Origin of the sequence: Massilia sp. METH4 (assembly GCF_037094685.1) — a bacterium.
GTDB lineage: Bacteria > Pseudomonadota > Gammaproteobacteria > Burkholderiales > Burkholderiaceae_D > Rugamonas.
Genome location: NZ_CP146614.1, coordinates 6,825,283 through 6,846,627, shown reverse-complemented (window position 1 = coordinate 6,846,627; position 21,345 = coordinate 6,825,283). Strand labels below are relative to the sequence as shown.

Below are 21,345 nucleotides of genomic sequence, written 5' to 3'. Positions count from 1 at the left end.
GCTCGACGCGGCAGGCCAACCGATGAACACGAAAACGAAAGGATGACGATGAAAAAGATGATCGCACTGGCAGCTTCGCTGATGATGATGGGTGTGGTGCCGAGCGCCTGCGCGGCGGCGCCGGAGTTTGTGGCGGTGAAGAAGACGCAGTTCACCCGCAACGGCCATCCGTACTACATCGCCGGCGCCAACTTCTGGTATGGCGCCTACCTGGGCGCCAACGACCGTCCGCGCCTGCTGAAGGAACTCGATACGCTCAAAAGCATGGGCATCAACAACCTGCGCGTGCTGGCCGTTTCCGAGAATACGGACATGAAGAGCGCCGTGCGCCCGGCCACGACCAACGAGCCGGGCAAGTACGACGAGCGCCTGCTCGCCGGCATGGACTTCCTGCTGGCCGAGATGGGCAAGCGCGACATGACGGCCGTGATCTACCTGAACAATTTCTGGCAATGGTCGGGCGGCATGACGCAGTACCTGAACTGGTTCGCCGGCACGCCCGCGCTGGACCCGAACGTGACCAAGGACTACGAGACCTACATGCGCGAGACGGCCCGCTTCTACACGAACGAGAAGGCGCAGGCGGAGTATCGCAACGTGATCCGTACCTTCATCAACCGGAAGAACACCGTGACGGGCAAGCCGTACGCGGGCGACCCGGTGATCATGTCGTGGCAGCTGGCCAACGAGCCGCGGCCGGGCAATGCCAAGTCCACGCCGGAAGAAAAGGCGACCTATGTGAAATGGATCGCCGACACGGCCGCGTATATCCGTGGGCTGGACAAGAACCACCTCGTCAGCACCGGCAGCGAGGGCCTGGCCGGCTCGGCCCAGGACCCGGACCTGTTTCGCAAGGCGCATGCCACGAAGGATGTCGACTACCTGACCTACCACCTGTGGCCGAAGAACTGGGGCTGGATCGATTCGAAACGTGTGGACGCCACGTGGAGCGGGGCGCTGGAGAAGAGCAGCCATTACCTGAACGTGCACATCGACTATGCGAAACAGCTGGGCAAGCCGATCGTGCTGGAGGAATTCGGCATGGACCGCGACGGCGCCTCGTTCGACATCAAGGCGGCGACCACGGTGCGCGACCGCTTCTACAAGGTGGTGTTCGACGTGGTGGTTGAGCGGGCCGAGAAGGGCGACCCGATCGCGGGCTTCAACTTCTGGGCCTGGGGCGGGGCCGGCCGGGCGGCCAATCCGGATTACTGGTGGAAGGAGGGGAACGACCTGATGGGCGACCCGCCGCAGGAAGAGCAGGGCCTGTACTCCGTGTTCGATACCGACAAGTCGACGATTGCGCTGATCCGCCGCTACGCCGACCGCCTGCACGCACTGGAGCGCAAATGAAAAAGCTCGCTGCCGCCTTGATGGTGATGGGCGCCGCGACGGCGCATGCGCAGAAGTACGAAGGCCTGGGCGACACGCCGCAGATGGGCTGGAACAGCTGGAACAAGTTTGCCTGCGACATCAACGAGCAGCTGATCCGCGAAACGGCCGATGCGCTGGTGAGGAACGGCATGCGCGACGCCGGCTACACCTACGTCAACATCGACGATTGCTGGCACGGCCAGCGCGATGCGAACGGCAATATCCAGGCCGACCCGCAGCGCTTCCCGTCCGGGATCAAGGCGCTGGCCGACTATGTGCATGCGCGTGGGCTGAAGCTGGGCATTTACTCTGACGCGGGCGCCAAGACATGCGGCGGCCGGCCCGGCAGCCGCGGCTACGAGTACCAGGACGCACGCACGTATGCCTCCTGGGGCGTCGACTACCTGAAATACGACTGGTGCGAAACGAAGGGCCTGAATTCGGAAGGCGCGTACACGACGATGCGCGACGCACTGCGTGCAGCCGGCCGCCCGATCCTGTTCTCGATCTGCGAATGGGGCGACACCAAGCCATGGGACTGGGCCAAGGAAGTGGGACATTCTTGGCGTACCACCGGCGACATCACCGCGTGCTGGGATTGCGAGCTGTCGCACGGCTCGTGGTCGTCGTTCGGAGTGCTGAAGATCATGGACAAGACGGCCGCGCTGCGCAAGTACGCGGGGCCGGGCCACTGGAACGACATGGACATGCTCGAAGTCGGCAACGGCCTGACGCCGGACGAGGAGCGTGCGCACTTCTCGATCTGGGCGATGATGGCCTCGCCGCTCATCTCCGGCAACGACCTGCGCAGCATGTCCGCGCAGACGCTGAAGATACTGACCAATCGCGACGTCATCGCCATCAACCAGGACAAGCTGGGTATCCAGGCCTTGCGGCGCATGGCGCAGGGAGACCTGGAAATGTGGATCAAGCCGCTCGCCGGCGGCGACTGGGGTGTGCTGTTCCTGAACCGGGGCGAGCGTACCGTCGACTACCGGCACGACTGGCAAAAGTATCCGCTGGCGGACGATATCTCGAAGCACGAGGCAGACCTGAAGAAGAAGACGTTCCGCTGGGCCGAGCTGTGGCAGGGGCGCAGCGGCGACACGTCGAAGGCGCTCGACGTGAAGCTGGCGCCGCACAGTGCGATGATGCTGCGGTTGAAGGCGCCCTGACGTATCATTCCGTCCAGTCTGCGAAGTCAACAAAGGAGATGGGATGAAGAAGAAGATGGTGGTGCTGGCAGCGCTGGCCGCGCTGTGGTCCGCGGGCGCGACGGCCGTGGAAACGCGCTCGTGCGCGCTGAACGTCGAACCGCGCACGGTGGAGTACCCGTGGATGTCGATCGAACGCTGGCACCAGATGAACGACGGCCTGAAGGCGCGCGCTGCGCAGGGCGACGTGGACGTGCTGTTCCTCGGCGACTCGATCACCGAGATGTGGGACAAGAACGCCTGGGACAGCCGCTTCGGCAAGTACCGCGCCGCGAACTTCGGCATCGGCGGCGACCACACCGGCAACGTGCTGTGGCGGCTGAAGAACGACGGCATGCAAAAGCTGAGGCCGAAAGTCGTGGTGCTGCTGATCGGCGTGAACAACTTCGGCTTGTGCAATGAGCAGCCGGAGCAGGTCACCAGCGGCGTGAAGGCCGTGGTCGCGGAACTGCGCACGCTGTATCCGGACGCGAAGATCCTCTTGAACGGCATCCTTCCCAACGGCGAGCTGGCAAACGACGAGCGGCGGGCCAAGGCCAAGGGCGTGAACCGCGAAATTGCCGCGCTGGACGATGGCAAGCACGTGTTCTTCCGCGACTACGGCGCACGCTTCCTGGAGGCGAACGGCAATATCGCCAAGGAGACGATGCCGGACTTCCTGCACCTGACGCCGAAGGCTTACGCCACGTGGGCCGAGGCGATGGGGCCGGATATCGACAGGCTGCTGAACGCCCATTGATCAGCTGGTCTCAATACAACACTGGGGACTGTCCCCAACACTGGGGACAGTCCCTGAATTTTTACAACACCTGGGACAGTCCCGTTCTTTCCAACAGGTAAGCGGCTCGACCCTGCTTACGCCGCGCAGAGCGGCCGGTTCTTGCGGAGCGCGCTCCGGATCAGTTCGAGATCGCCGGCCCCGATCGCCTCCCTGAAGAGATGACGATAGTCGCGATATCGGCATGCATCGTTCTTGTTCAGCGCCAGGTAGGTGACGTGCGGCGTCAGCAATTCATCCAGAACCAGGCCCGCATTGCCGCCATGGCTCGACCATCGATACCTTGAAGGCGAATCCACTATACCGGCGCGCACCGGGTTCAACTCGATATAGCGCTGGCAGGTGAGGAAATATCGGTCACTCGTCACAGGCGATGACCAATAACGGCCTTCCCACACGCTGCCGCTGCGGTTGCAGCGGCGATTCAGGTATTGCGCATAGTTCTGGCCGATACTTTTCATGAATCCGGACAGCAGCAATACATCGTCGGCCGACGCCAGCAAGTGCACGTGGTTCGTCATCAGTACATAGGCATGGATCGAAGCGCGATAGGATTGCGCATATTCGCCTAGCCAGTGCAGATAGTGGTGGAGGTCCGAACGCTCCAAAAAGCAGGGCTGCCGGTTATGGCTGCGCTGGACGATATGGAGAGGGTACCCAGGCAAGAAGAGTCTGGCGCGACGTGGCATGGCTGATCTCCGTTCGTGAAGGAGCTCAACAGTGCCACCGTCATCCCGGCATCCCACTGCGCTTGCGCAACTGGGAGCAACCACGGCGACAGGAGGTGTTGTAAAAAATCGGGGACAGTCCCCAACCGCTTTTGTCTCGACGGCGCAACAAAAGTGTCGGGGACAGTCCCCTGTTGTAAAAAAGCCGCGCGGGGCGCGGCTGTGCGGGATGGCGGGGAGAAAGGGATCAGTACTCGGCGCCGAGCCGCAGGCCGAACATGCGCGGTTCGACGTAGCGGGCTTTCATGAAGCCGCCGAAGACGGATTCGCGGTTCAGCGCGGCGTGCTTGTTGGCGACGTTGCGCACGTACAGTTCCGCGTACCACTTGTCGTTCGGCGCATCGAGGCGGGCGGACATGTCGGCCAGCGCGTAGGCCTTCTGGTAGCGGCCGATATGGGCGAACTCGGAGTTGCGCAGGTCGAAGTAGGCCTTGTCGCGCCAGTTCACCTTCACGTACGGCGTGATGCGGTAGCCGTTCTCGAAGCCGAACTCCTGCGAGAAGCTCAGGTTGACCTGGTACTTCGGCGTGTTCGGCAGGTGGTTGCCGTCGACGTTGTACAGCCGCCGGCCGATCAGCGCCTTGTCCGGGCCATTGTACGTGCCGGGGCAGGGCTCGATGCCCAGTTCCACGCGCACGTCGCACTGGTAGTCGTCGGAGAATTCCTTGAAGTCGTGCACATCGGTGTTGATGTAGGCGAAGCCGCCGCCGAAGCGGGCGCCGCGCCATGGCCGGTAGTCCCATTCCAGTTCGAGGCCGGGGATGTCCACCTTGCCGACGTTGATCGTGCGCCAGCCTTCATACACATCGCACTTCGGCTGGTCGGCCGGGCAGGGCAGGCCGGCGGCCGGGATGATCTGGTTGATGAAGTAAGTGCCCGTCAGCTGCATGTCCTTGTACTTCATGAAGAAGGCGGTGGCCGACAGCGACAGCCGGTTGTTCAGGAACTTGCCCTTGTAGCCCAGTTCGAAGTTCGTCACCGTCTCGGGGCCGTAGGGCAGGAACGTCACCACGCCCCGGCTACCGTCCGCGCACAGCTGGTAGTTGCAGCTGTCGGTCTTGTCGGCGAAGCCGCCGGCCTTGTAGCCCGTCGACACGGACGCATACGCCATCTCGTTCGGATTGATCTGCTTTTGCAGGCCCACGCGCCAGGTCACCTTCTTCCAGGTCTCCTTGTGGTCGTTCGAGGTGGGCGCGCCGTACAGGTGATACGCGGCCACGCTGCCGCCCATTGCCGGGGTGAGGTCGGTGCCGTCGTGCACGCGGAAGCCCGGCGTGCCCGGCGTGCCCTGGCTGTACAAGCCGTTGTAGTAGTTCGGGCTGCCGATCCAGTTGGCGCCATACACTTCGCCACCCTTGTCTTCCTTGCTGTCGCGGCTGTAGCGGGCGCCCAGCGTGCCGGTCCAGGTTGGCGCGAACTTCCAGTCGGCCTGCGCGAACGCGGCCTTCGCGTCGACCTGCCGGTTCGGCTGGTGGTACAGCACCGAACCGACGTCGCCGAACGGCTTCTGGATCGTCTCCGTCATCTCGTAGTCGATGCGGTTGCGCTCGTGCATCCAGAACAGGCCCGCCACGTACTGCACGGAACCCAGCGTCTGCTTCAGCTGCGCTTCATGCACCGTCGACAGGTAGCGCGAATCGAGGGTACGGTGGAACACGTCCTTCAGCGGCCACGTGCCCCAGTTGCCGGTCGTCGTGTTCGGGTAAGCGCCGTTGATCTGGAACGGCGCGGCGTGCTGCATGCCCTTGTCGTCGTCGGTGATCTCGGAACGCTTCTGGTCGGCCACCTGGAACGTGTAGTCGAAGGTGGTGGTGGGATTGATCGTCCACGACAGGCCGGTGCGCAGCGTGCGGATCTGCATGTCGACCTCGCCCGGCACGTTGACCAGCAAGTCCCACTTGCCGGTGCCCGGCGCGCACGCATAGCGGGTGCCGGCGGTGGTATCGCAGTCGCGGAAGTCGGACCCGCCGGCGCCATTGTCCTGGAAGTGTTCATACGTGGCCTTCAAGGTCAGGTCCTGGTTCACCCTGTACAGGGCGGACAGGCGCGCGGCCCACTGGTCCTGGTTCGTGTAGAACTTGTCCTTGCCGATGACGGCGTTGAAGCGCTGGTCCACGTCCGGCTTGCCGTTCGGGATCCAGCCCAGCTCGGGGGCATTCGCCTCGGACAGGTCGCGCATCTGGTTCGCATACCCGTCGCGCCTGACGATCATGAACGTGCCGCGCAGGGCCAGCTGGTCGCTCACCTTCACGTTCTGCACGGCCGACACCTGCTTCTTGCGGTAATTGCCGATATCGATGTTCGCCTTGCCGTAATTGCCCGAGAAGTCCGGCTTGGCGGCAATCACGTTGACGCTGCCGCCCGTCGAGTTGCGGCCGAACAGCGTGCCCTGCGGACCGCGCAGCACTTCGACCTGGTCGACGTCGAACATCAGCGCCTGCGCGCCCTGCGGCCGCGGCGAATACATGCCGTCCACGTGGAAGCCCACGGCCGGGTCGCCCGTTTCGGTGAAGTTGGTGGAGGTGATGCCGCGGATCGTGATCTGCACGGCGGAGTCGAGGCCGGTGTTGTCGATGACCACGTTGGGGATCTCGCCGGCCAGGTCCTTCAGGCTGGTCGCGCCCTTGCGCGTGAGCTGTTCCTGGCTGAAGGCCGACACGGCCAGCGGCGTCTTCAGCAGCGACGTCGAATAGCGCGTCGCCGTCACCCTCACTTCGGGGATCTGGTCGCCCCCATTGGTCGCTCCCAGCTGGGGCGCCTCGGCGGGCGGCGCATTATTGGCATCGGCGGCCGCGCCGCCGGCCTGGGCGTGCGCGGAAGGTGCGACATGGGCGGCGCCCAGACCGCAGGCGCTGGCCACGGCAAGGCTCATCAGGGTTCGCTTGGTCGATCGCATTTCGTCTCCTTGGAATATCGGCCGGGGCCGGCCTTTTTGTCGAGACGAGTATTCATTCTTGAAAAAGCAAGATCAAGCGATTCCCGAAATGCCGTTGCTGTTTAATCCAATTTACTAAACAGGGCGCGCGTGCGGCGTCAAGCCCGCGCGAACCGCGGTGACCGCGGCCTCGCCTGTTGCGTGAAAGCGGGGAGGGCGCCGCCTGCACCGCCATTTCGTCGCCTGTCCCGCGGATTTTGCAGTTCGTCGCAGCCGCCATGACACGCCCGGGCGAGCCGTCTAATATGTCACATTCGATCAACCCACCCGGAAGGAGAATAACGATGATTACCGCACACATGATTTGCCGCGCCGTCCGGGTCCAGCTGGCACGCATCGTCCGCTGAGCATTCAACCCGAGAACAGCAAGGAAGCACCATGCACAAACCCTTCAGCTTTGCCCTCCTGATGACGACCCTGTGGCTGTTCCTGGGCGCCGTGCGCGCCCAGGACACCACCACCGAGACCAGGATGATCGACGCCAAGGTGGTGCGCGTCAAACTGGATGGCCTGATCAACCTGAAGTTGATGCAGGGGGCCGAGCCGTCGCTGCAGATCGTGGGCGACCGGCGCTACGTCGGCAAGGTGACGGCGGTGCAAACGGGCGACACTTTGGCACTCGATTGCGAAGGCGCGGGCAACAAGAGCAGTCGCGGGGCCCTGCGGGCCGAACTGGTGCTGCCACAGTTGCGCGAACTGGTCTCCGAAGGCATGGGCACGACGGAGGTCGCCGGCTTTTCGGGCGACGAGATCGACATCACGCTCGATGGCACCGGCAGCATGAAGATCGCCGGCGCCTACAAGCGCATGAAGGCGAACCTGGGCGGCATGGGCAGCATGCACATGTGGGTGTCGGACAGCGAAAACGTCGACATCGACCTGCGCGGCGCCGGCTACGTGACGATCGGCGGGCGCAGCAAGCTGCTGCGGGCATCGCTGGGCGGCCTCGGCGGACTCAATGCGCAGCAATTCCAGGCCGATTCGGTGGACATCGACCTGTCCGGCCTGGGCAACGCCACCGTGCACGCGCGGACCAACGCGAATCTGCACCTGTCCGGCCTCGGCTCGGTGACGGTGTACGGCAATCCGCTGAACCGCAACGTCAGCGTCGATGGATTGGGGAAGGTCAGCTGGAAGTAGCTGGACCGCACTGGGAACACAACAAGAACGAATTCATTTCGCAATGAAAAAACTAGGAAGACTCATCACGGCAATCGCCGCCTCGACGATGTTCGCGCTGGCCCTGCACGGCAGTGCGATCGCCGGCTTTGCCGAAGGCGCGAGCGCCTACAACAACCGCAACTACGCGCTCGCCTACAAGGAAATCCTGCCGCTGGCGCGGGCCGGCAATCCGGACGCGGAGCACCTTCTGGGCCTGATGTACTACATGGGCCGCGGCGTGCAGCAGGACTACAAGCAGGCGCTCATGTGGCACCGCCGCGCCGCCATGCAGGGCAAGGCCGATGCGCAGTATGTCGTCGGCGCCATGTACTACACGGGCAATGCCGTGATCCAGGATCACAAGCAGGCCGTGACGTGGTTCCGCAAGGCGGCCGAGCAGGGCCATGCGGAGGCGCAGCAGGTGCTCGGGCTGATGTACCGCTACCACATCGGCGGCATGCCGCAGGATAACGTGATCGCCTACATGCTGTGGAACCTGGCCGCCGCCGGCGGCAACGCCAACGCCGCCGAACAGCGCGCCGCCGTCGCCAAGAAGATGACGCCGGAGCAGATCGAGGAAGGGCAGGCGTTGTCGGCCGCGTGGCGGCCGGGCAAGCCACTGCCGCGGACGTCGCGGACAGGAGGCGGATAAGAAGTTGCCTCGAAAATGGGGTACGTCCCCGTTTTTACGGCAATGTTTCTCTGGAAATGGGGTACGTCCCCATTTTTGTGGAAACATTGCCATGCTTCCCTGCGCTAAAATCGCCCTTTCCCTGAAAGGACGACCATGCGCGCAATCGAGATCACCAAGGCCGGCCCGCCTGACGTACTGCGGCTGTGCTACCGCGACAAGCCCCAGCCCGGTCCGGGCGAACTGCTGATCCGCGTGCACGCGGCCGGCGTGAACCGGCCGGACGTGTTCCAGCGCCTCGGCAGCTATGCGCCGCCGCCGGGCGCTTCCGACCTGCCGGGCCTGGAAGTGGCCGGCGAGGTGGTCGACGGCGATTTCGCCCACAGCGAATTCAAGGCGGGCGACCTGGTCTGCGCGCTGGTGCAGGGTGGCGGCTATGCCGAATATGCGGTGGCGCCCACCCTGCAATGCCTGCCGGTGCCGCAGGGCCTGTCGCTAATCGAGGCCGCTTCGCTGCCGGAAACCTATTTCACCGTGTGGAGCAATGTGTTCGACCGCGCCCGCCTGGGTCCGGGCGAATCGCTGCTGGTGCAGGGCGGCACGTCTGGCATCGGTGTCACCGCCATCCAGCTGGCCAGCGCGCTCGGCCATCGCGTATTCGCCACCGCCGGCAGCGAAGACAAGGCGCGCGCCTGCGAAAAGCTGGGCGCCGAGCGCGGCATCAACTACCGGCACGAGGATTTCGGCGCCATCGTCAAGCAGCTCACCGGCGACAACGGCGTGGACGTCATCCTCGACATGGTGGGCGGCGATTACCTGCCGCGCGAGATCAACTGCCTGGCCGACGATGGCCGTATCGTCATCATCGCGCTGCTGGGCGGCGCCAAGGGCACGCTGGACATGGGCCAGGTGCTGCGCCGCCGCCTCACCGTCACCGGTTCCACGCTGCGCCCCCGCTCGGTGGCCTTCAAGGCCGCGATCGCGCGGCAGTTGCGCGAGAAAGTGTGGCCGCTGCTGGAGGCGAAGAAGATCCGCCCCGTCATCTACGAAAGCTTCCCGCTCGAGCAGGCGGTGGACGCCCACAAGCTCATGGAAAGCAGCACGCACGTCGGCAAAATCATGCTGCAGGTGACGTAATCGCCAGGTGCCGGACTCGACTACATCGCTCATGTAGTCGATCGGCGCACGTTTGACCCTGTATTGCCGAGCAAGTTACAATCCCGAGTTATCTTGAAACTCCTACAACTCAAACACATCGGGACAGCCATGCGTCGCAAACTCGTCATCGGAAACTGGAAGATGAACGGCAGCCTTGCCGGCAATTCTGTATTATTACGCGGGATCGTTGAAGGCCATGTTGCCGGCAATGCGGATCTGGCGGTATGCGTGCCGGCTCCTTACCTGGCCCAGTGCCAGGCTGAGCTGAACGGAACGCCCGTCGCATGGGGCGCCCAGGATGTGTCGGCCTACGCGGCCGGCGCCTACACGGGCGAGATGGCGGCTTCGATGCTGCAGGAATTCGGTTGCCGCTACGTGCTGGTCGGCCACTCCGAGCGCCGCGCATACCACCACGAAAGCAATGAACTGGTGGCGCAAAAAGCGCTGGCCGCGCTGAACGCCGGGTTGACGCCGGTGGTCTGCGTGGGCGAAACGCTGGAAGAGCGTGAGGCCGGCCGCACGAATGTTGTCGTGTGCGCGCAACTGCAATCGGTGCTGGACGTGTTGGAAAATCCGGCGCTGGAAAAGATCGTGCTGGCTTACGAGCCCGTCTGGGCGATCGGTACGGGCAAGACGGCCACGCCGGCGCTGGCGCAGGAAGTGCACGCCGCCTTGCGCAAGCAGGTGGCGGACCGCAGCCCGGCCGCGGCGGCGAAGCTGCAGATCCTGTACGGCGGCAGCATGAAGCCGGAAAACGCGAAGGACCTGATGGCCCAGCTCGATATTGATGGCGGCCTGATCGGCGGCGCATCACTAAAGGCGAATGACTTTCTGGCCATCGCGCGCGCCGCTTCGTGAAGGGACGGCACGAAACTGGGAGTCGGCGCATCATTGAAGGCGAATGACTTTCTGGCCATCGCGCGCGCCGCTTCGTGAAGGGGCGGCACGAAACTGAGTATCGGCGCATCATTGAACGCGGCCGATTTCTCGGCATCGCCAAGGCAGCAGGCAGAAGCCGTAAAGCCGGGGTAACGCATCGGTAGCATGCATTGGCAACGATAATTTGTCACGAATGATCAACGGCGATCCGCTATACTCCCCGGCGCAGCAGATATCCCGGAAACGGGTAGGGTAGGCGGGCCACGAGCCCGCGCATTTACAATTGAGAATGGAATAGCATGAACACCTTGTTCAATCTGGTCGTGGTAGTACAGGTTATTTCGGCGCTGGCCATCATCGGCCTGGTGCTGATGCAGCACGGTAAGGGCGCCGACATGGGCGCCGCGTTTGGTTCCGGCGCGTCCGGCAGCCTGTTCGGTGCCACCGGCTCGTCGAACTTCCTGTCGAAGTCGACGGCGCTGGCCGCGGCAATCTTCTTCGGTGCGACGCTCGGTCTCGCGGTGTTGTCCAATGGGCGCACCGCCAGCACGGGCAGCAGCGTGCTGCAGAACGTGACCGTGCCCGTGAAAGGCTCGGCCGCGATCCCGGCGGCCACGGCACCGGCCGCGCCTGCAGCCAATGCCGAAGTGCCGCCCGCTTCGAACGAAGGCGTGCCTCCGGCAACGGCTCCAGCGCCTGCTGCGCCGAAGTAAAACAGAGTATTTTGAAGTTTTTGCCGTTTTTCTCTTTGATTTCGCGCAATTGACATTAACAAAACGCGCAAAGACGAGTAGAATAATGGCCTTGAAATGCCGACGTGGTGAAATTGGTAGACACGCTATCTTGAGGGGGTAGTGGCGCAAGCTGTACGAGTTCGAGTCTCGTCGTCGGCACCAGAATTTGAGAAGCCAGCAAAAGGCCCATGAGTTTTTCCTCACAGCCTCTAGCTGGTTTTTTTACGAGGATGTGTCGTTCGGTCCCCGTCTCAGCTTTGACCGGGGCTTAACGTTCCAGCCAGCCCGCAACGGGTTGGTGCCTCGCCAACCGGTCGTTCAACAACAGCTGTGACCCTATCGTGAACCTCGAAACTTATTTCCCCGTACTTCTGTTCATCCTGGTCGGCATCGGCGTCGGTGTCGCTCCCCAGGTGCTGGGTCGTCTTCTTGGCCCGTATCGCCCGGACGCGGCGAAACTCTCCCCCTACGAATGCGGCTTCGAAGCCTTCGAAGACGCCCGCATGAAATTCGACGTGCGCTACTACCTCGTCGCAATCCTCTTCATTCTGTTCGACCTGGAAACGGCATTCTTCTTCCCGTGGGGCGTCTCCATGCGCGAACTGGGCTGGCAGGGCTACGTGACGATGATGGTGTTCATCGCTGAATTCATCGTCGGTTTTTGGTATATCTGGAAGAAAGGTGCCCTTGATTGGGAATAAGCCATGGCTATTGAAGGCGTATTAAACGAAGGTTTCATCACTACCTCGGCCGACAAGCTGATCAACTGGGCGCGGACCGGGTCGATGTTCCCGATGACGTTCGGTCTGGCGTGCTGCGCGGTTGAAATGATGCACGTGGGCGCGGCCCGCTACGACATGGACCGCTTCGGCGTCGTGTTCCGCCCGTCGCCGCGTCACTCCGACGTGATGATCGTGGCCGGCACGCTGTGCAACAAGATGGCTCCCGCGCTGCGCAAGGTGTACGACCAGATGCCGGAACCGCGCTGGGTCATCTCGATGGGCTCGTGCGCCAACGGCGGCGGCTACTATCACTACTCCTACTCCGTCGTGCGCGGCTGCGATCGCATCGTGCCCGTCGACGTCTACGTGCCGGGCTGCCCGCCGACCGCGGAGGCACTGCTCTACGGCATCATGCAGCTGCAAAACAAGATCAAGCGCACCAATACGATCGCACGGTAAACGGGGCGCCCCAAAAAATTATGACAACATATTTGGAAGCTTTGCAAGGCGCCCTGGCCAGCGCCCTGGGCGAGCGCGTCACCACCACGGTGGCCCTCGGTGAAATCACCCTGGTCGTCAAGGCCGACGACTACCACGCAGTGATGAAAACACTGCGCGACGATGCCGCACTCGGGTTCGATACCTTCATCGACCTGTGCGGCATTGACTATTCCAGCTACGGCGAAGGCACGTGGGAAGGCCCGCGCTTCGCGGCCGTGGTGCACCTGCTGTCCGTGAAGCACAACTGGCGCGTGCGCGTGCGCGTGTTCTGCCCGGACGACGAGATGCCCCTCGTGCAGTCGATCACGGACATCTGGCGCGCCGCCAACTGGTACGAGCGCGAGGCGTTCGACCTGTACGGCATCCTGTTCGAAGGCCACAGCGACCTGCGCCGCATCCTGACCGACTACGGCTTCATCGGCCACCCGTTCCGCAAGGACTTCCCGGTCGCCGGCTACGTGGAAATGCGCTACGACGCCGAGCAGGGCCGCGTGATCTACCAGCCGGTGACGATCGAGCCGCGTGAAAACGTGCCGCGCGTGATCCGTGAAGAAAAATACGGGATGAAATAATGGCTGAGATTAAGAACTACACCCTGAACTTTGGTCCGCAGCACCCGGCAGCGCACGGCGTGCTGCGTTTGGTGCTTGAGCTGGACGGTGAAGTGATCCAGCGCGCCGACCCGCACATCGGCCTGCTGCACCGCGCGACCGAGAAGCTGGCGGAACAGAAGACCTACCTGCAATCCGTGCCGTACATGGATCGTCTCGACTACGTGTCGATGATGTGCAACGAGCACGGCTACGTGATGGCGATCGAGAAGCTGCTGGGCATCGAAGTGCCGCTGCGCGCCCAGTACATCCGCGTGATGTTCGACGAGATCACCCGCATCCTGAACCACCTGATGTGGCTGGGCGCGCACGCGCTGGACGTGGGCGCGATGGGCCCGTTCCTGTACTGCTTCCGCGACCGCGAAGACCTGTTCGACTGCTACGAAGCCGTGTCGGGCGCGCGCATGCACGCGGCCTACTACCGCCCGGGCGGCGTGTACCGCGACCTACCGGACGCGATGCCGAAGCACCGTCCGTCGTCGATCCGCAGCCAGAAGGAAATCGACAAGCTGAACGAGCACCGCCAGGGCTCGCTGCTGGACTTCCTGGAAGCCTTCACGAACCGCTTCCCCGGCTACGTGGACGAATACGAAACCCTGCTGACCGATAACCGTATCTGGAAGCAGCGTACGGTCGGCATCGGCGTGGTGTCGCCGGAGGACGCGCTGGCGATGGGCTTCACCGGCGCCATGCTGCGCGGCTCCGGCGTACAGTGGGACCTGCGCAAGAAGCAGCCGTACGAAGTGTACGACCTGATGGACTTCGACATCCCCATCGGCACCAACGGCGACTGCTACGACCGCTACCTGGTGCGCGTGGAAGAGCTGCGCCAGTCGAACCGCATCATCAAGCAGTGTATCGAATGGCTGCGCAACAACCCGGGCCCCGTGATGACGGACAACCGCAAGGTTGCTCCGCCGCCGCGCGTGGACATGAAGTCGAACATGGAATCGCTGATCCACCACTTCAAGCTGTTCCAGGAAGGCTTCCACGTGCCGCCGGGCGAGGTGTACACCGCCATCGAACACCCGAAGGGCGAATTCGGCATCTACATCGTGTCCGACGGTGCCAACAAGCCGTACCGCCTGAAGATCCGTACGCCGGACTACACGCACCTGCAAAGCCTGGACGAAATGGCGCGCGGCCACATGATCGCCGACGCCGTCACCATCATCGGCACGCAGGACATCGTGTTCGGCAGTATCGACCGCTAACGAGGCAGGAATAGATTATGTTATCCGAGCAGTGCTATAAAAAAATCGACCGCGAGTTGGCCAAGTACCCGGCCGACCAGCGCCAGTCGGCCGTGATGGCCTCGCTGGCTCATGCCCAGGTTGAGCTGGGCTGGCTGTCGCCTGAAACGATGAAGGAAATCGCCGACTACATCGGCATGCCCGCCATCGCCGTGCAGGAAGTGGCGACCTTCTACAACATGTACAACCTCAAGCCGACCGGCCGCCACAAGATCACCGTGTGCACCAACCTGCCGTGCGCCCTGTCCGGCGGCGTGAAAGCGGGCGAGCACCTGAAGCAGAAGCTGGGCATCGACTACCGCGAAACGACCGAGGATGGCGAGTTCACGCTGCTGGAAGGCGAGTGCATGGGCGCCTGCGGCGACGCACCCGTCCTGCTGGTGAACAACCACCGCATGTGCAGCTTCATGAACAATTCCAAGCTCGACGAGCTGGTGGAGGAGCTGAAGAAATGACTTCCCTCCACGATCGACACATCAACCCGCTGATCCTGAAGGACCTGACGGGCGACAACTGGCACCTGGCCGACTACGTGAAGCGTGGCGGCTATTCGGCGCTGCGCCGCATCCTCGAAGAGAAAATCCCGCCCGAGCAGATCATCGCCGACCTGAAGGCTTCCGGCCTGCGCGGCCGCGGTGGCGCGGGTTTCCCGACCGGCTTGAAGTGGAGCTTCATGCCGCGCCAGTTCCCGGGCCAGAAATACCTCGTCTGCAATACAGATGAGGGCGAGCCGGGCACTTTCAAGGACCGCGACATCATCCGCTACAACCCGCACGCGCTGATCGAAGGCATGGCCATCGGCGCCTACGCGATGGGCATCACCGTGGGCTACAACTACATCCACGGCGAGATCTTCCAGGAATACCTGCGTTTCGAAGAGGCGCTGGAAGAGGCGCGCGCCGCCGGCTGGCTGGGCGACAACATCCTGGGCTCGGGCTTTTCCTTCCAGCTGCATGCGCACCACGGCTACGGCGCCTACATCTGCGGCGAGGAAACCGCGCTGCTGGAATCGCTGGAAGGCAAGAAGGGCCAGCCGCGCTTCAAGCCGCCGTTCCCGGCCTCGTTCGGCCTGTACGGCAAGCCGACCACGATCAACAACACGGAAACGTTCGCGGCCGTGCCGTTCATCCTGAACATCGGTGCCGAGAACTACCTGGGCCTGGGCAAGCCAAACAACGGCGGCACGAAGATCTTCTCGATCTCCGGCGACGTGGAACGCCCGGGCAACTACGAAGTTCCGCTCGGCACGCCGTTCGCAAAGCTGATGGAACTGGCCGGCGGCATGCGCGGCGGCAAGAAGATCAAGGCCGTCATCCCCGGCGGTTCGTCCGCTCCGGTGATCCGCGGCGAGATCATGATGCAGACCGACCTGGACTACGACTCGATCGCGAAAGCGGGCTCGATGCTGGGTTCCGGCGCCGTGATCGTGATGGACGAGACGCGCTGCATGGTGAAGGCGCTGGAACGCCTGGCCTACTTCTACTATGAAGAGTCCTGCGGCCAGTGCACGCCTTGCCGCGAAGGCACGGGCTGGATGTACCGCATGATCCACCGCATCGAGCACGGCCAGGGCCGCCAGAGCGACCTGGACATGCTGAACTCGATCGCCGACAACATCCAGGGCCGCACGATTTGCGCGCTGGGCGATGCCGCCGCGATGCCGGTGCGCGCGTTCATCAAGCAGTTCCGCGAAGAATTCGAATATCACGTCGAGCACAAGCACTGCCTGGTGCCTGTCTCGGCCTTCTAAAGCGTTGATCATGGTTGAAATCGAAATTGACGGCAAAAAGGTAGAAGTCCCACCGGGTTCGATGGTGATGGACGCTGCCAACAAACTGGGAACCTACATCCCGCACTTCTGCTATCACAAGAAACTGTCGATCGCAGCGAACTGCCGCATGTGCCTCGTCGAGGTGGAAAAGGCGCCGAAGCCGCTGCCGGCCTGCGCCACCCCCGTGTCCGCGGGCATGATCGTGCGCTCGCACAGCGAGAAGGCCGTGCAGGCGCAGAAGTCCGTGATGGAATTCCTGCTGATTAACCACCCGCTGGATTGCCCGATCTGCGACCAGGGCGGCGAGTGCCAGCTGCAGGATCTGGCCGTGGGCTACGGCAAGAACAACTCGCGCTACGAGGAAGAGAAGCGCGTCGTCGTGCCGAAGGAAGCCGGCCCGCTGGTCTCCATGAAGGAGATGAGCCGCTGCATCCACTGCACCCGCTGCGTGCGCTTCGGCCAGGAAGTGGCCGGCGTGATGGAACTGGGCATGCTGGGCCGCGGCGAGCACTCCGAGATCACCACGTTCGTCGGTGAAGCGGTGAGCTCGGAACTGTCCGGCAACATGATCGACCTGTGCCCGGTCGGCGCGCTGACGTCGAAGCCGTTCCGCTACAGCGCCCGTACCTGGGAACTGTCGCGCCGCAAGTCGGTGTCGCCGCACGACGGCCTGGGTACCAACCTGATCGTCCAGGTGAAGCAGGGCTTCGTCAAGCGCGTGCTGCCGCTGGAAAACGAAGACATCAACGAGTGCTGGATTTCCGACAAGGACCGCTTCTCGTACGAAGGCCTGTACTCGGCCGACCGCCTGACGCAGCCGATGCTCAAGCAAGGCGGCGAGTGGAAGGAAGTCGACTGGCAGACTGCGCTGGAATATGTCGCGCACGGCTTGAAGAATATCCGTCACGAACACGGCGCCGATGCGATCGCCGCCTACGCGACCGCCCACTCCACGCTGGAAGAGCTGGCCCTGCTGAAGAAGCTGACTTCGGGCATCGGTTCGGACAACATCGACTTCCGCCTGCGCCAGACCGACTTCGCCCTCGACGGTGAAGTCACGCCATGGCTGGGCATGCCGATCGCCGACGTGTCGAACCTGCAGCGCGCGCTGGTCATCGGTTCGTTCCTGCGCAAGGATCACCCGCTGCTGGCCTCCCGCCTGCGCGCCGCGGTGAAGAACGGCGGCCAGCTGACGCTGGTGAACGCCACCGCCGACGACAGCCTGATCAAGGTTGCCAACAATATCGTGGCCGCGCCGTCGGACTGGCTGGCCGCGCTGTCGGGCATCGTTTCCGCCATCGCATCCGCCAAGGGCGAAGCGGCCCCGGCCGGCTTCCCGGCCGAGTTCAGCGACGCCGCCAAGGCCGTTGCCGCCAGCCTGCTGTCGGGTGAGCAGAAAGCCGTCTTCCTGGGCAACGCCGCCGTGCACCACCCGCAAGCGTCCGCGATCGCGGCCGCTGCGCAGTGGATCGCCAACGCGACGGGCGCCAGGTTCGGCTACCTGACCGAAGCGGCCAACACCGTGGGCGGCTACATCGTGGGCGCATACGCGGCCAAGGCCGCTCCTGCGTTCGCGGTGCCGAAGAAAGCCTACCTGCTGCTGAACGCCGAGCCGGAGCTGGATGCGGCGAATCCATCGCAAGCCGTCGCCGCGCTGAAGGGCGCCGAGATGGTCGTCGCGATGTCGGCCTTCAAGCACGGCCTGGACTATGCCGACGTGCTGCTGCCGATCGCCCCGTTCGCCGAAACCTCGGGCACCTTCGTCAACTGCGAAGGCCGCGCACAGAGCTTCAACGGCACCGTGCGTCCGCTGGGCGAGACCCGCCCGGCCTGGAAGGTGCTGCGTGTGCTGGGCAACATCCTGGGCCTCGCGGGCTTCGACTACGAAACGTCGGAATCGATCCGCGACGAAGTGCTGGGCAAGGGCGTGGCCGATGTGTCGGGCAAGCTGTCCAACGTGTCCAAGGTGGCACTGAAGTCCGCCCAGTTCGGCACCGGCGACAAGCTCGAGCGCATCGCCGACGTGCCGATCTACTTCGCCGACGCCCTGGCGCGCCGTTCCGGCCCGCTGCAGGCGACGGTGGATGCGCAGGCACCGAAGGCGCACATCTCGGCCGCGCTGGCCGAACAGATCGGCGTGAAGACGGGTGACATGGTGCAGGTGCTGCAAGGCGCCGGTTCCGCGATCCTGGAAGCGCGCGTGGACGCTGGCCTGCCGGCCAACGTGGTACGCGTCTCCGCCGCACACGCATCGACGGCTACCTTGGGCGACATGTTCGGCTCCATCTCGGTGGCAAAAGTGGCAACTGAGGCAGGGGAGAGCAAATAATGGCGCTGGAAATCGTCAATACCATCACCACCACCGGCGAGGCGACGCTGGGCGCCGCCTGGCCGCTCGTGTGGACGATCGTCAAGGTCCTGTGCGTGCTGATGCCGCTCCTGGGCCTGGTCGCCTACGCCACGCTGTGGGAACGCAAGCTGATCGGCTTCATCCAGATCCGTATCGGCCCGAACCGCGTGGGCCCGATGGGCCTGCTGCAACCGATGGCCGACGGCATCAAGATGCTGCTGAAGGAAATCGTGGTGCCGACCAAGGCCGCCAAGAGCCTGTTCGTGATCGGCCCAGTGATGACCATCATGCCGGCGCTGGCCGCCTGGTCGGTCGTGCCGTTCGGCCCGGAAGCCGTGCTGGCCAACGTCAACGCGGGCCTGCTGGTGCTGCTGGCGATCACCTCGATGGAGGTGTACGGCATCATCATCGCCGGCTGGGCATCGAACTCGAAGTACTCGTTCATGGGCGCCATGCGCGCCTCGGCGCAGATGATCTCCTACGAGATCCCGATGGGCTTCGCGCTGGTCGTGATCCTGATGGTGTCGGGTTCGCTGAACTTCATCGACATCGTCGTCAGCCAGCAGACCGGCCGCTTCGCCGACATGGGCCTGAACTTCCTGTCGTGGAACTGGCTGCCCCTGCTGCCGCTGTTCGTCGTGTACCTGACCTCCGGCCTGGCCGAGGCGAACCGCGCGCCGTTCGACGTGGTCGAGGGTGAATCGGAAATCGTGGCTGGCCACATGGTGGAATACTCCGGCATGTCGTACGCCATGTTCATGCTGGCCGAATACGCCAACATCATCCTGGTGGGCGCGCTGGCATCGATCATGTTCCTGGGCGGCTGGTCCGCGCCGTTCGCGTTCCTGGAATTCGGCGGCGGCTTCGGCGGCTTCTTCTGGCTGTTCGTGAAGACGTTCCTGATCGTGTCGCTGTTCATCTGGGTGCGTGGTACCTTCCCGCGTTACCGTTACGACCAGATCATGCGTCTGGGCTGGAAGGTCTTCATTCCCCTCACGCTGTTCTGGCTCGTGCTCGTCGCGACCTGGATGCAGACGCCGTGGAACATCTGGAAGTAAGGGAAGCGCAAAAAATGACTCGAGTAAAAGACCTTATCGGCAGCCTGATGCTGACCGAGTTGATCAAGGGCCTCGCGCTGACGGGCAAGTACATGTTCTCGCGCAAGATCACCGTGCAGTATCCGGAAGAGAAGACGCCGATGTCGCCGCGCTTCCGCGGCCTGCACGCGCTGCGCCGCTATCCGAACGGTGAAGAGCGCTGCATCGCCTGCAAGCTGTGCGAGGCGGTGTGCCCGGCGATGGCGATCACGATCGAATCCGACGAACGCGACGACGGCACGCGCCGCACCACGCGCTACGACATCGACCTGACCAAGTGCATCTTCTGCGGCTTCTGCGAAGAATCGTGCCCGGTCGACTCGATCGTCGAGACGCACGTGCTGGAATACCACGGTGAGAAGCGGGGCGACCTGTACTACACCAAGGAGATGCTGCTGGCCGTCGGCGACCGCTACGAGGCGGACATCGCCGCCAACCGCGCCGCGGACGCCGCGTATCGCTGATCGAGATCGGAATAAGAAATGACCTTTACAACCGTATTGTTCTACGTGTTCGCGATCATCATGGTGGTCGCATCGGCACGCGTGATCACGGCGCGCAATCCCGTGACGGCGGCACTGTTCCTGGTGCTGGCCTTCTTCCAGGCAGGCGGCATCTGGATGCTGCTGAAAGCCGAGTTCCTGGCCGTGGTGCTGGTGCTCGTGTACGTGGGCGCCGTGATGGTGCTGTTCCTGTTCGTCGTGATGATGATCGACATCGACCAGACCGAGCTTCGCAAGAACTTCTGGAACTACCTGCCGGTGGCCTCGATCATCGGCGGCATCATCGTGCTGGAAATGGCCTCGGTGCTGTGGCGCAGCTTTGGCATGGAAACGCCCGTGCCGGAAGCGGCGAACACGATCGGCACCACGAAGGCGCTGGGCATGCTGATCTACACCCAGTACATCTACGCGTTCGAAGTGGCCGCCGTCATCCTGCTGCTGGCGATCGTCGCCGCCGTCGCGCTGACGCTGCGCCGCCGCAAGGACGTCAAGTACTTCGATCCGGGCGAGGCCGTGCGCGTGCGCCGCAACGACCGCCTGAAGATCGTCAAGATGGACGCCGTGAAGAAGGATGTGGCGTCGACCGAAGCAACCAAGGAGGCTCCATGACCCTGTCGCTGGCTCATTACCTGGTCCTGGGCGCGATCCTGTTCGCGATCTCGATCGTCGGCATTTTCCTGAACCGCAAGAACGTCATCGTGCTGCTGATGGCCATCGAGCTGATGCTGTTGGCGGTGAACCTGAACTTCATCGCGTTTTCCCACTTCCTGGGCGACGCGGCGGGCCAGATCTTCGTGTTCTTCATCCTGACCGTGGCGGCCGCCGAATCGGCGATCGGCCTCGCGATCCTGGTGCTGATGTTCCGTAACCTGGACACCATCAACGTCGAAGACCTGGACAGCCTCAAAGGCTAGTTTTTAACCCTCGAATAATAAACAGATAGGT

General features: G+C 63.4%; 21 protein-coding genes and 1 tRNA gene. 20 read left to right on the top strand and 2 right to left on the bottom strand.

The genetic code is table 11. The features are described from left to right. Positions 1 to 48: 48 nt before the first annotated feature. From V6Z91_RS29770 to V6Z91_RS29760, 3 genes are read left to right on the top strand one after another with little or no spacing between them, the layout of a single operon-like run. A complete protein-coding gene (locus V6Z91_RS29770) occupies positions 49 to 1,353 on the top strand; it encodes a cellulase family glycosylhydrolase (protein WP_338764873.1) in 1,305 nt (434 codons plus the stop codon). After that, positions 1,350 to 2,549, top strand: coding sequence for a glycoside hydrolase family 27 protein (locus V6Z91_RS29765; RefSeq protein WP_338764871.1), 1,200 nt, complete (start codon positions 1,350 to 1,352; stop codon positions 2,547 to 2,549). The genes V6Z91_RS29770 and V6Z91_RS29765 overlap by 4 nt, the downstream gene beginning before the upstream one ends. Positions 2,550 to 2,592: 43 nt before the next feature. Then, complete coding sequence (locus tag V6Z91_RS29760) at positions 2,593 to 3,327, top strand: GDSL-type esterase/lipase family protein (protein WP_338764869.1); 735 nt, start codon at positions 2,593 to 2,595, stop codon at positions 3,325 to 3,327. Positions 3,328 to 3,443: 116 nt separating this feature from the next. Here V6Z91_RS29760 and V6Z91_RS29755 read toward each other — a convergent pair whose 3' ends face one another. Both V6Z91_RS29755 and V6Z91_RS29750 read right to left on the bottom strand, forming a co-directional pair. Then, positions 3,444 to 4,055: a transposase gene (locus tag V6Z91_RS29755; protein ID WP_338764866.1), complete on the bottom strand. Its 612-nt coding sequence runs from the start codon at positions 4,053 to 4,055 to the stop codon at positions 3,444 to 3,446. A 226-nt stretch (positions 4,056 to 4,281) separates the two neighbouring features. Then, entirely contained in the window at positions 4,282 to 6,990 is a 2,709-nt protein-coding gene (locus tag V6Z91_RS29750; RefSeq protein ID WP_338764864.1) for a TonB-dependent receptor, read from the bottom strand. A 417-nt stretch (positions 6,991 to 7,407) separates the two neighbouring features. Between V6Z91_RS29750 and V6Z91_RS29745 the strand changes: the two genes are divergently transcribed. The 17 genes from V6Z91_RS29745 (at position 7,408) to nuoK (ending at position 21,314) form a co-directional block, all read left to right on the top strand. Continuing rightward, positions 7,408 to 8,169 carry a DUF2807 domain-containing protein gene (locus V6Z91_RS29745; protein ID WP_338764861.1) on the top strand — a complete coding sequence of 254 codons (762 nt, stop codon included), beginning with the start codon at positions 7,408 to 7,410 and terminating at the stop codon, positions 8,167 to 8,169. Positions 8,170 to 8,257: 88 nt separating this feature from the next. Then, positions 8,258 to 8,842, top strand: coding sequence for a tetratricopeptide repeat protein (locus V6Z91_RS29740; RefSeq protein ID WP_338772116.1), 585 nt, complete (start codon positions 8,258 to 8,260; stop codon positions 8,840 to 8,842). A 135-nt stretch (positions 8,843 to 8,977) separates the two neighbouring features. Next, positions 8,978 to 9,958: an NAD(P)H-quinone oxidoreductase gene (locus V6Z91_RS29735; RefSeq protein ID WP_338764858.1), complete on the top strand. Its 981-nt coding sequence runs from the start codon at positions 8,978 to 8,980 to the stop codon at positions 9,956 to 9,958. 129 nt (positions 9,959 to 10,087) lie between these two features. Continuing rightward, complete coding sequence (tpiA, locus tag V6Z91_RS29730) at positions 10,088 to 10,837, top strand: triose-phosphate isomerase (protein ID WP_338772114.1); 750 nt, start codon at positions 10,088 to 10,090, stop codon at positions 10,835 to 10,837. 320 nt (positions 10,838 to 11,157) lie between these two features. Then, on the top strand, positions 11,158 to 11,571 hold the full coding sequence (gene secG, locus V6Z91_RS29725; RefSeq protein WP_338764855.1) for a preprotein translocase subunit SecG: 414 nt from the start codon (positions 11,158 to 11,160) through the stop codon (positions 11,569 to 11,571). Between the two features lie 98 nt (positions 11,572 to 11,669). Further along, positions 11,670 to 11,754, top strand: a tRNA-Leu gene (locus tag V6Z91_RS29720). Between the two features lie 179 nt (positions 11,755 to 11,933). Beyond that, positions 11,934 to 12,293, top strand: coding sequence for an NADH-quinone oxidoreductase subunit A (locus tag V6Z91_RS29715; RefSeq protein WP_338764852.1), 360 nt, complete (start codon positions 11,934 to 11,936; stop codon positions 12,291 to 12,293). A gap of 3 nt (positions 12,294 to 12,296) precedes the next feature. Continuing rightward, positions 12,297 to 12,773, top strand: a complete 477-nt coding sequence (locus V6Z91_RS29710; RefSeq protein WP_130188314.1) for an NADH-quinone oxidoreductase subunit B — start codon at positions 12,297 to 12,299, stop codon at positions 12,771 to 12,773. 20 nt (positions 12,774 to 12,793) lie between these two features. Beyond that, a complete protein-coding gene (locus V6Z91_RS29705) occupies positions 12,794 to 13,387 on the top strand; it encodes an NADH-quinone oxidoreductase subunit C (RefSeq protein WP_338764845.1) in 594 nt (197 codons plus the stop codon). After that, a complete protein-coding gene (locus tag V6Z91_RS29700) occupies positions 13,387 to 14,640 on the top strand; it encodes an NADH-quinone oxidoreductase subunit D (RefSeq protein WP_338764843.1) in 1,254 nt (417 codons plus the stop codon). Before V6Z91_RS29705 ends, V6Z91_RS29700 begins: the two co-directional genes overlap by 1 nt. A gap of 17 nt (positions 14,641 to 14,657) precedes the next feature. Next, positions 14,658 to 15,134 (top strand): NADH-quinone oxidoreductase subunit NuoE, encoded by a 477-nt coding sequence (gene nuoE / locus V6Z91_RS29695; protein WP_338764841.1) that lies wholly within the window; start codon positions 14,658 to 14,660, stop codon positions 15,132 to 15,134. Next, the gene (gene nuoF, locus V6Z91_RS29690; RefSeq protein ID WP_338764839.1) at positions 15,131 to 16,429 is read left to right on the top strand and encodes an NADH-quinone oxidoreductase subunit NuoF; all 1,299 of its coding nucleotides are present in this window, start codon (positions 15,131 to 15,133) and stop codon (positions 16,427 to 16,429) included. Before nuoE ends, nuoF begins: the two co-directional genes overlap by 4 nt. 10 nt (positions 16,430 to 16,439) lie before the next feature. Further along, positions 16,440 to 18,779: an NADH-quinone oxidoreductase subunit NuoG gene (gene nuoG, locus V6Z91_RS29685; RefSeq protein WP_338764837.1), complete on the top strand. Its 2,340-nt coding sequence runs from the start codon at positions 16,440 to 16,442 to the stop codon at positions 18,777 to 18,779. After that, the gene (nuoH, locus tag V6Z91_RS29680) at positions 18,779 to 19,858 is read left to right on the top strand and encodes an NADH-quinone oxidoreductase subunit NuoH (RefSeq protein WP_338764835.1); all 1,080 of its coding nucleotides are present in this window, start codon (positions 18,779 to 18,781) and stop codon (positions 19,856 to 19,858) included. Before nuoG ends, nuoH begins: the two co-directional genes overlap by 1 nt. Positions 19,859 to 19,872: 14 nt before the next feature. Further along, positions 19,873 to 20,361 carry an NADH-quinone oxidoreductase subunit NuoI gene (gene nuoI / locus V6Z91_RS29675; protein WP_338764833.1) on the top strand — a complete coding sequence of 163 codons (489 nt, stop codon included), beginning with the start codon at positions 19,873 to 19,875 and terminating at the stop codon, positions 20,359 to 20,361. An 18-nt stretch (positions 20,362 to 20,379) separates the two neighbouring features. Next, entirely contained in the window at positions 20,380 to 21,009 is a 630-nt protein-coding gene (locus V6Z91_RS29670) for an NADH-quinone oxidoreductase subunit J (RefSeq protein ID WP_338764831.1), read from the top strand. Continuing rightward, on the top strand, positions 21,006 to 21,314 hold the full coding sequence (nuoK, locus tag V6Z91_RS29665) for an NADH-quinone oxidoreductase subunit NuoK (protein WP_338764828.1): 309 nt from the start codon (positions 21,006 to 21,008) through the stop codon (positions 21,312 to 21,314). Before V6Z91_RS29670 ends, nuoK begins: the two co-directional genes overlap by 4 nt. Positions 21,315 to 21,345: the final 31 nt, after the last annotated feature.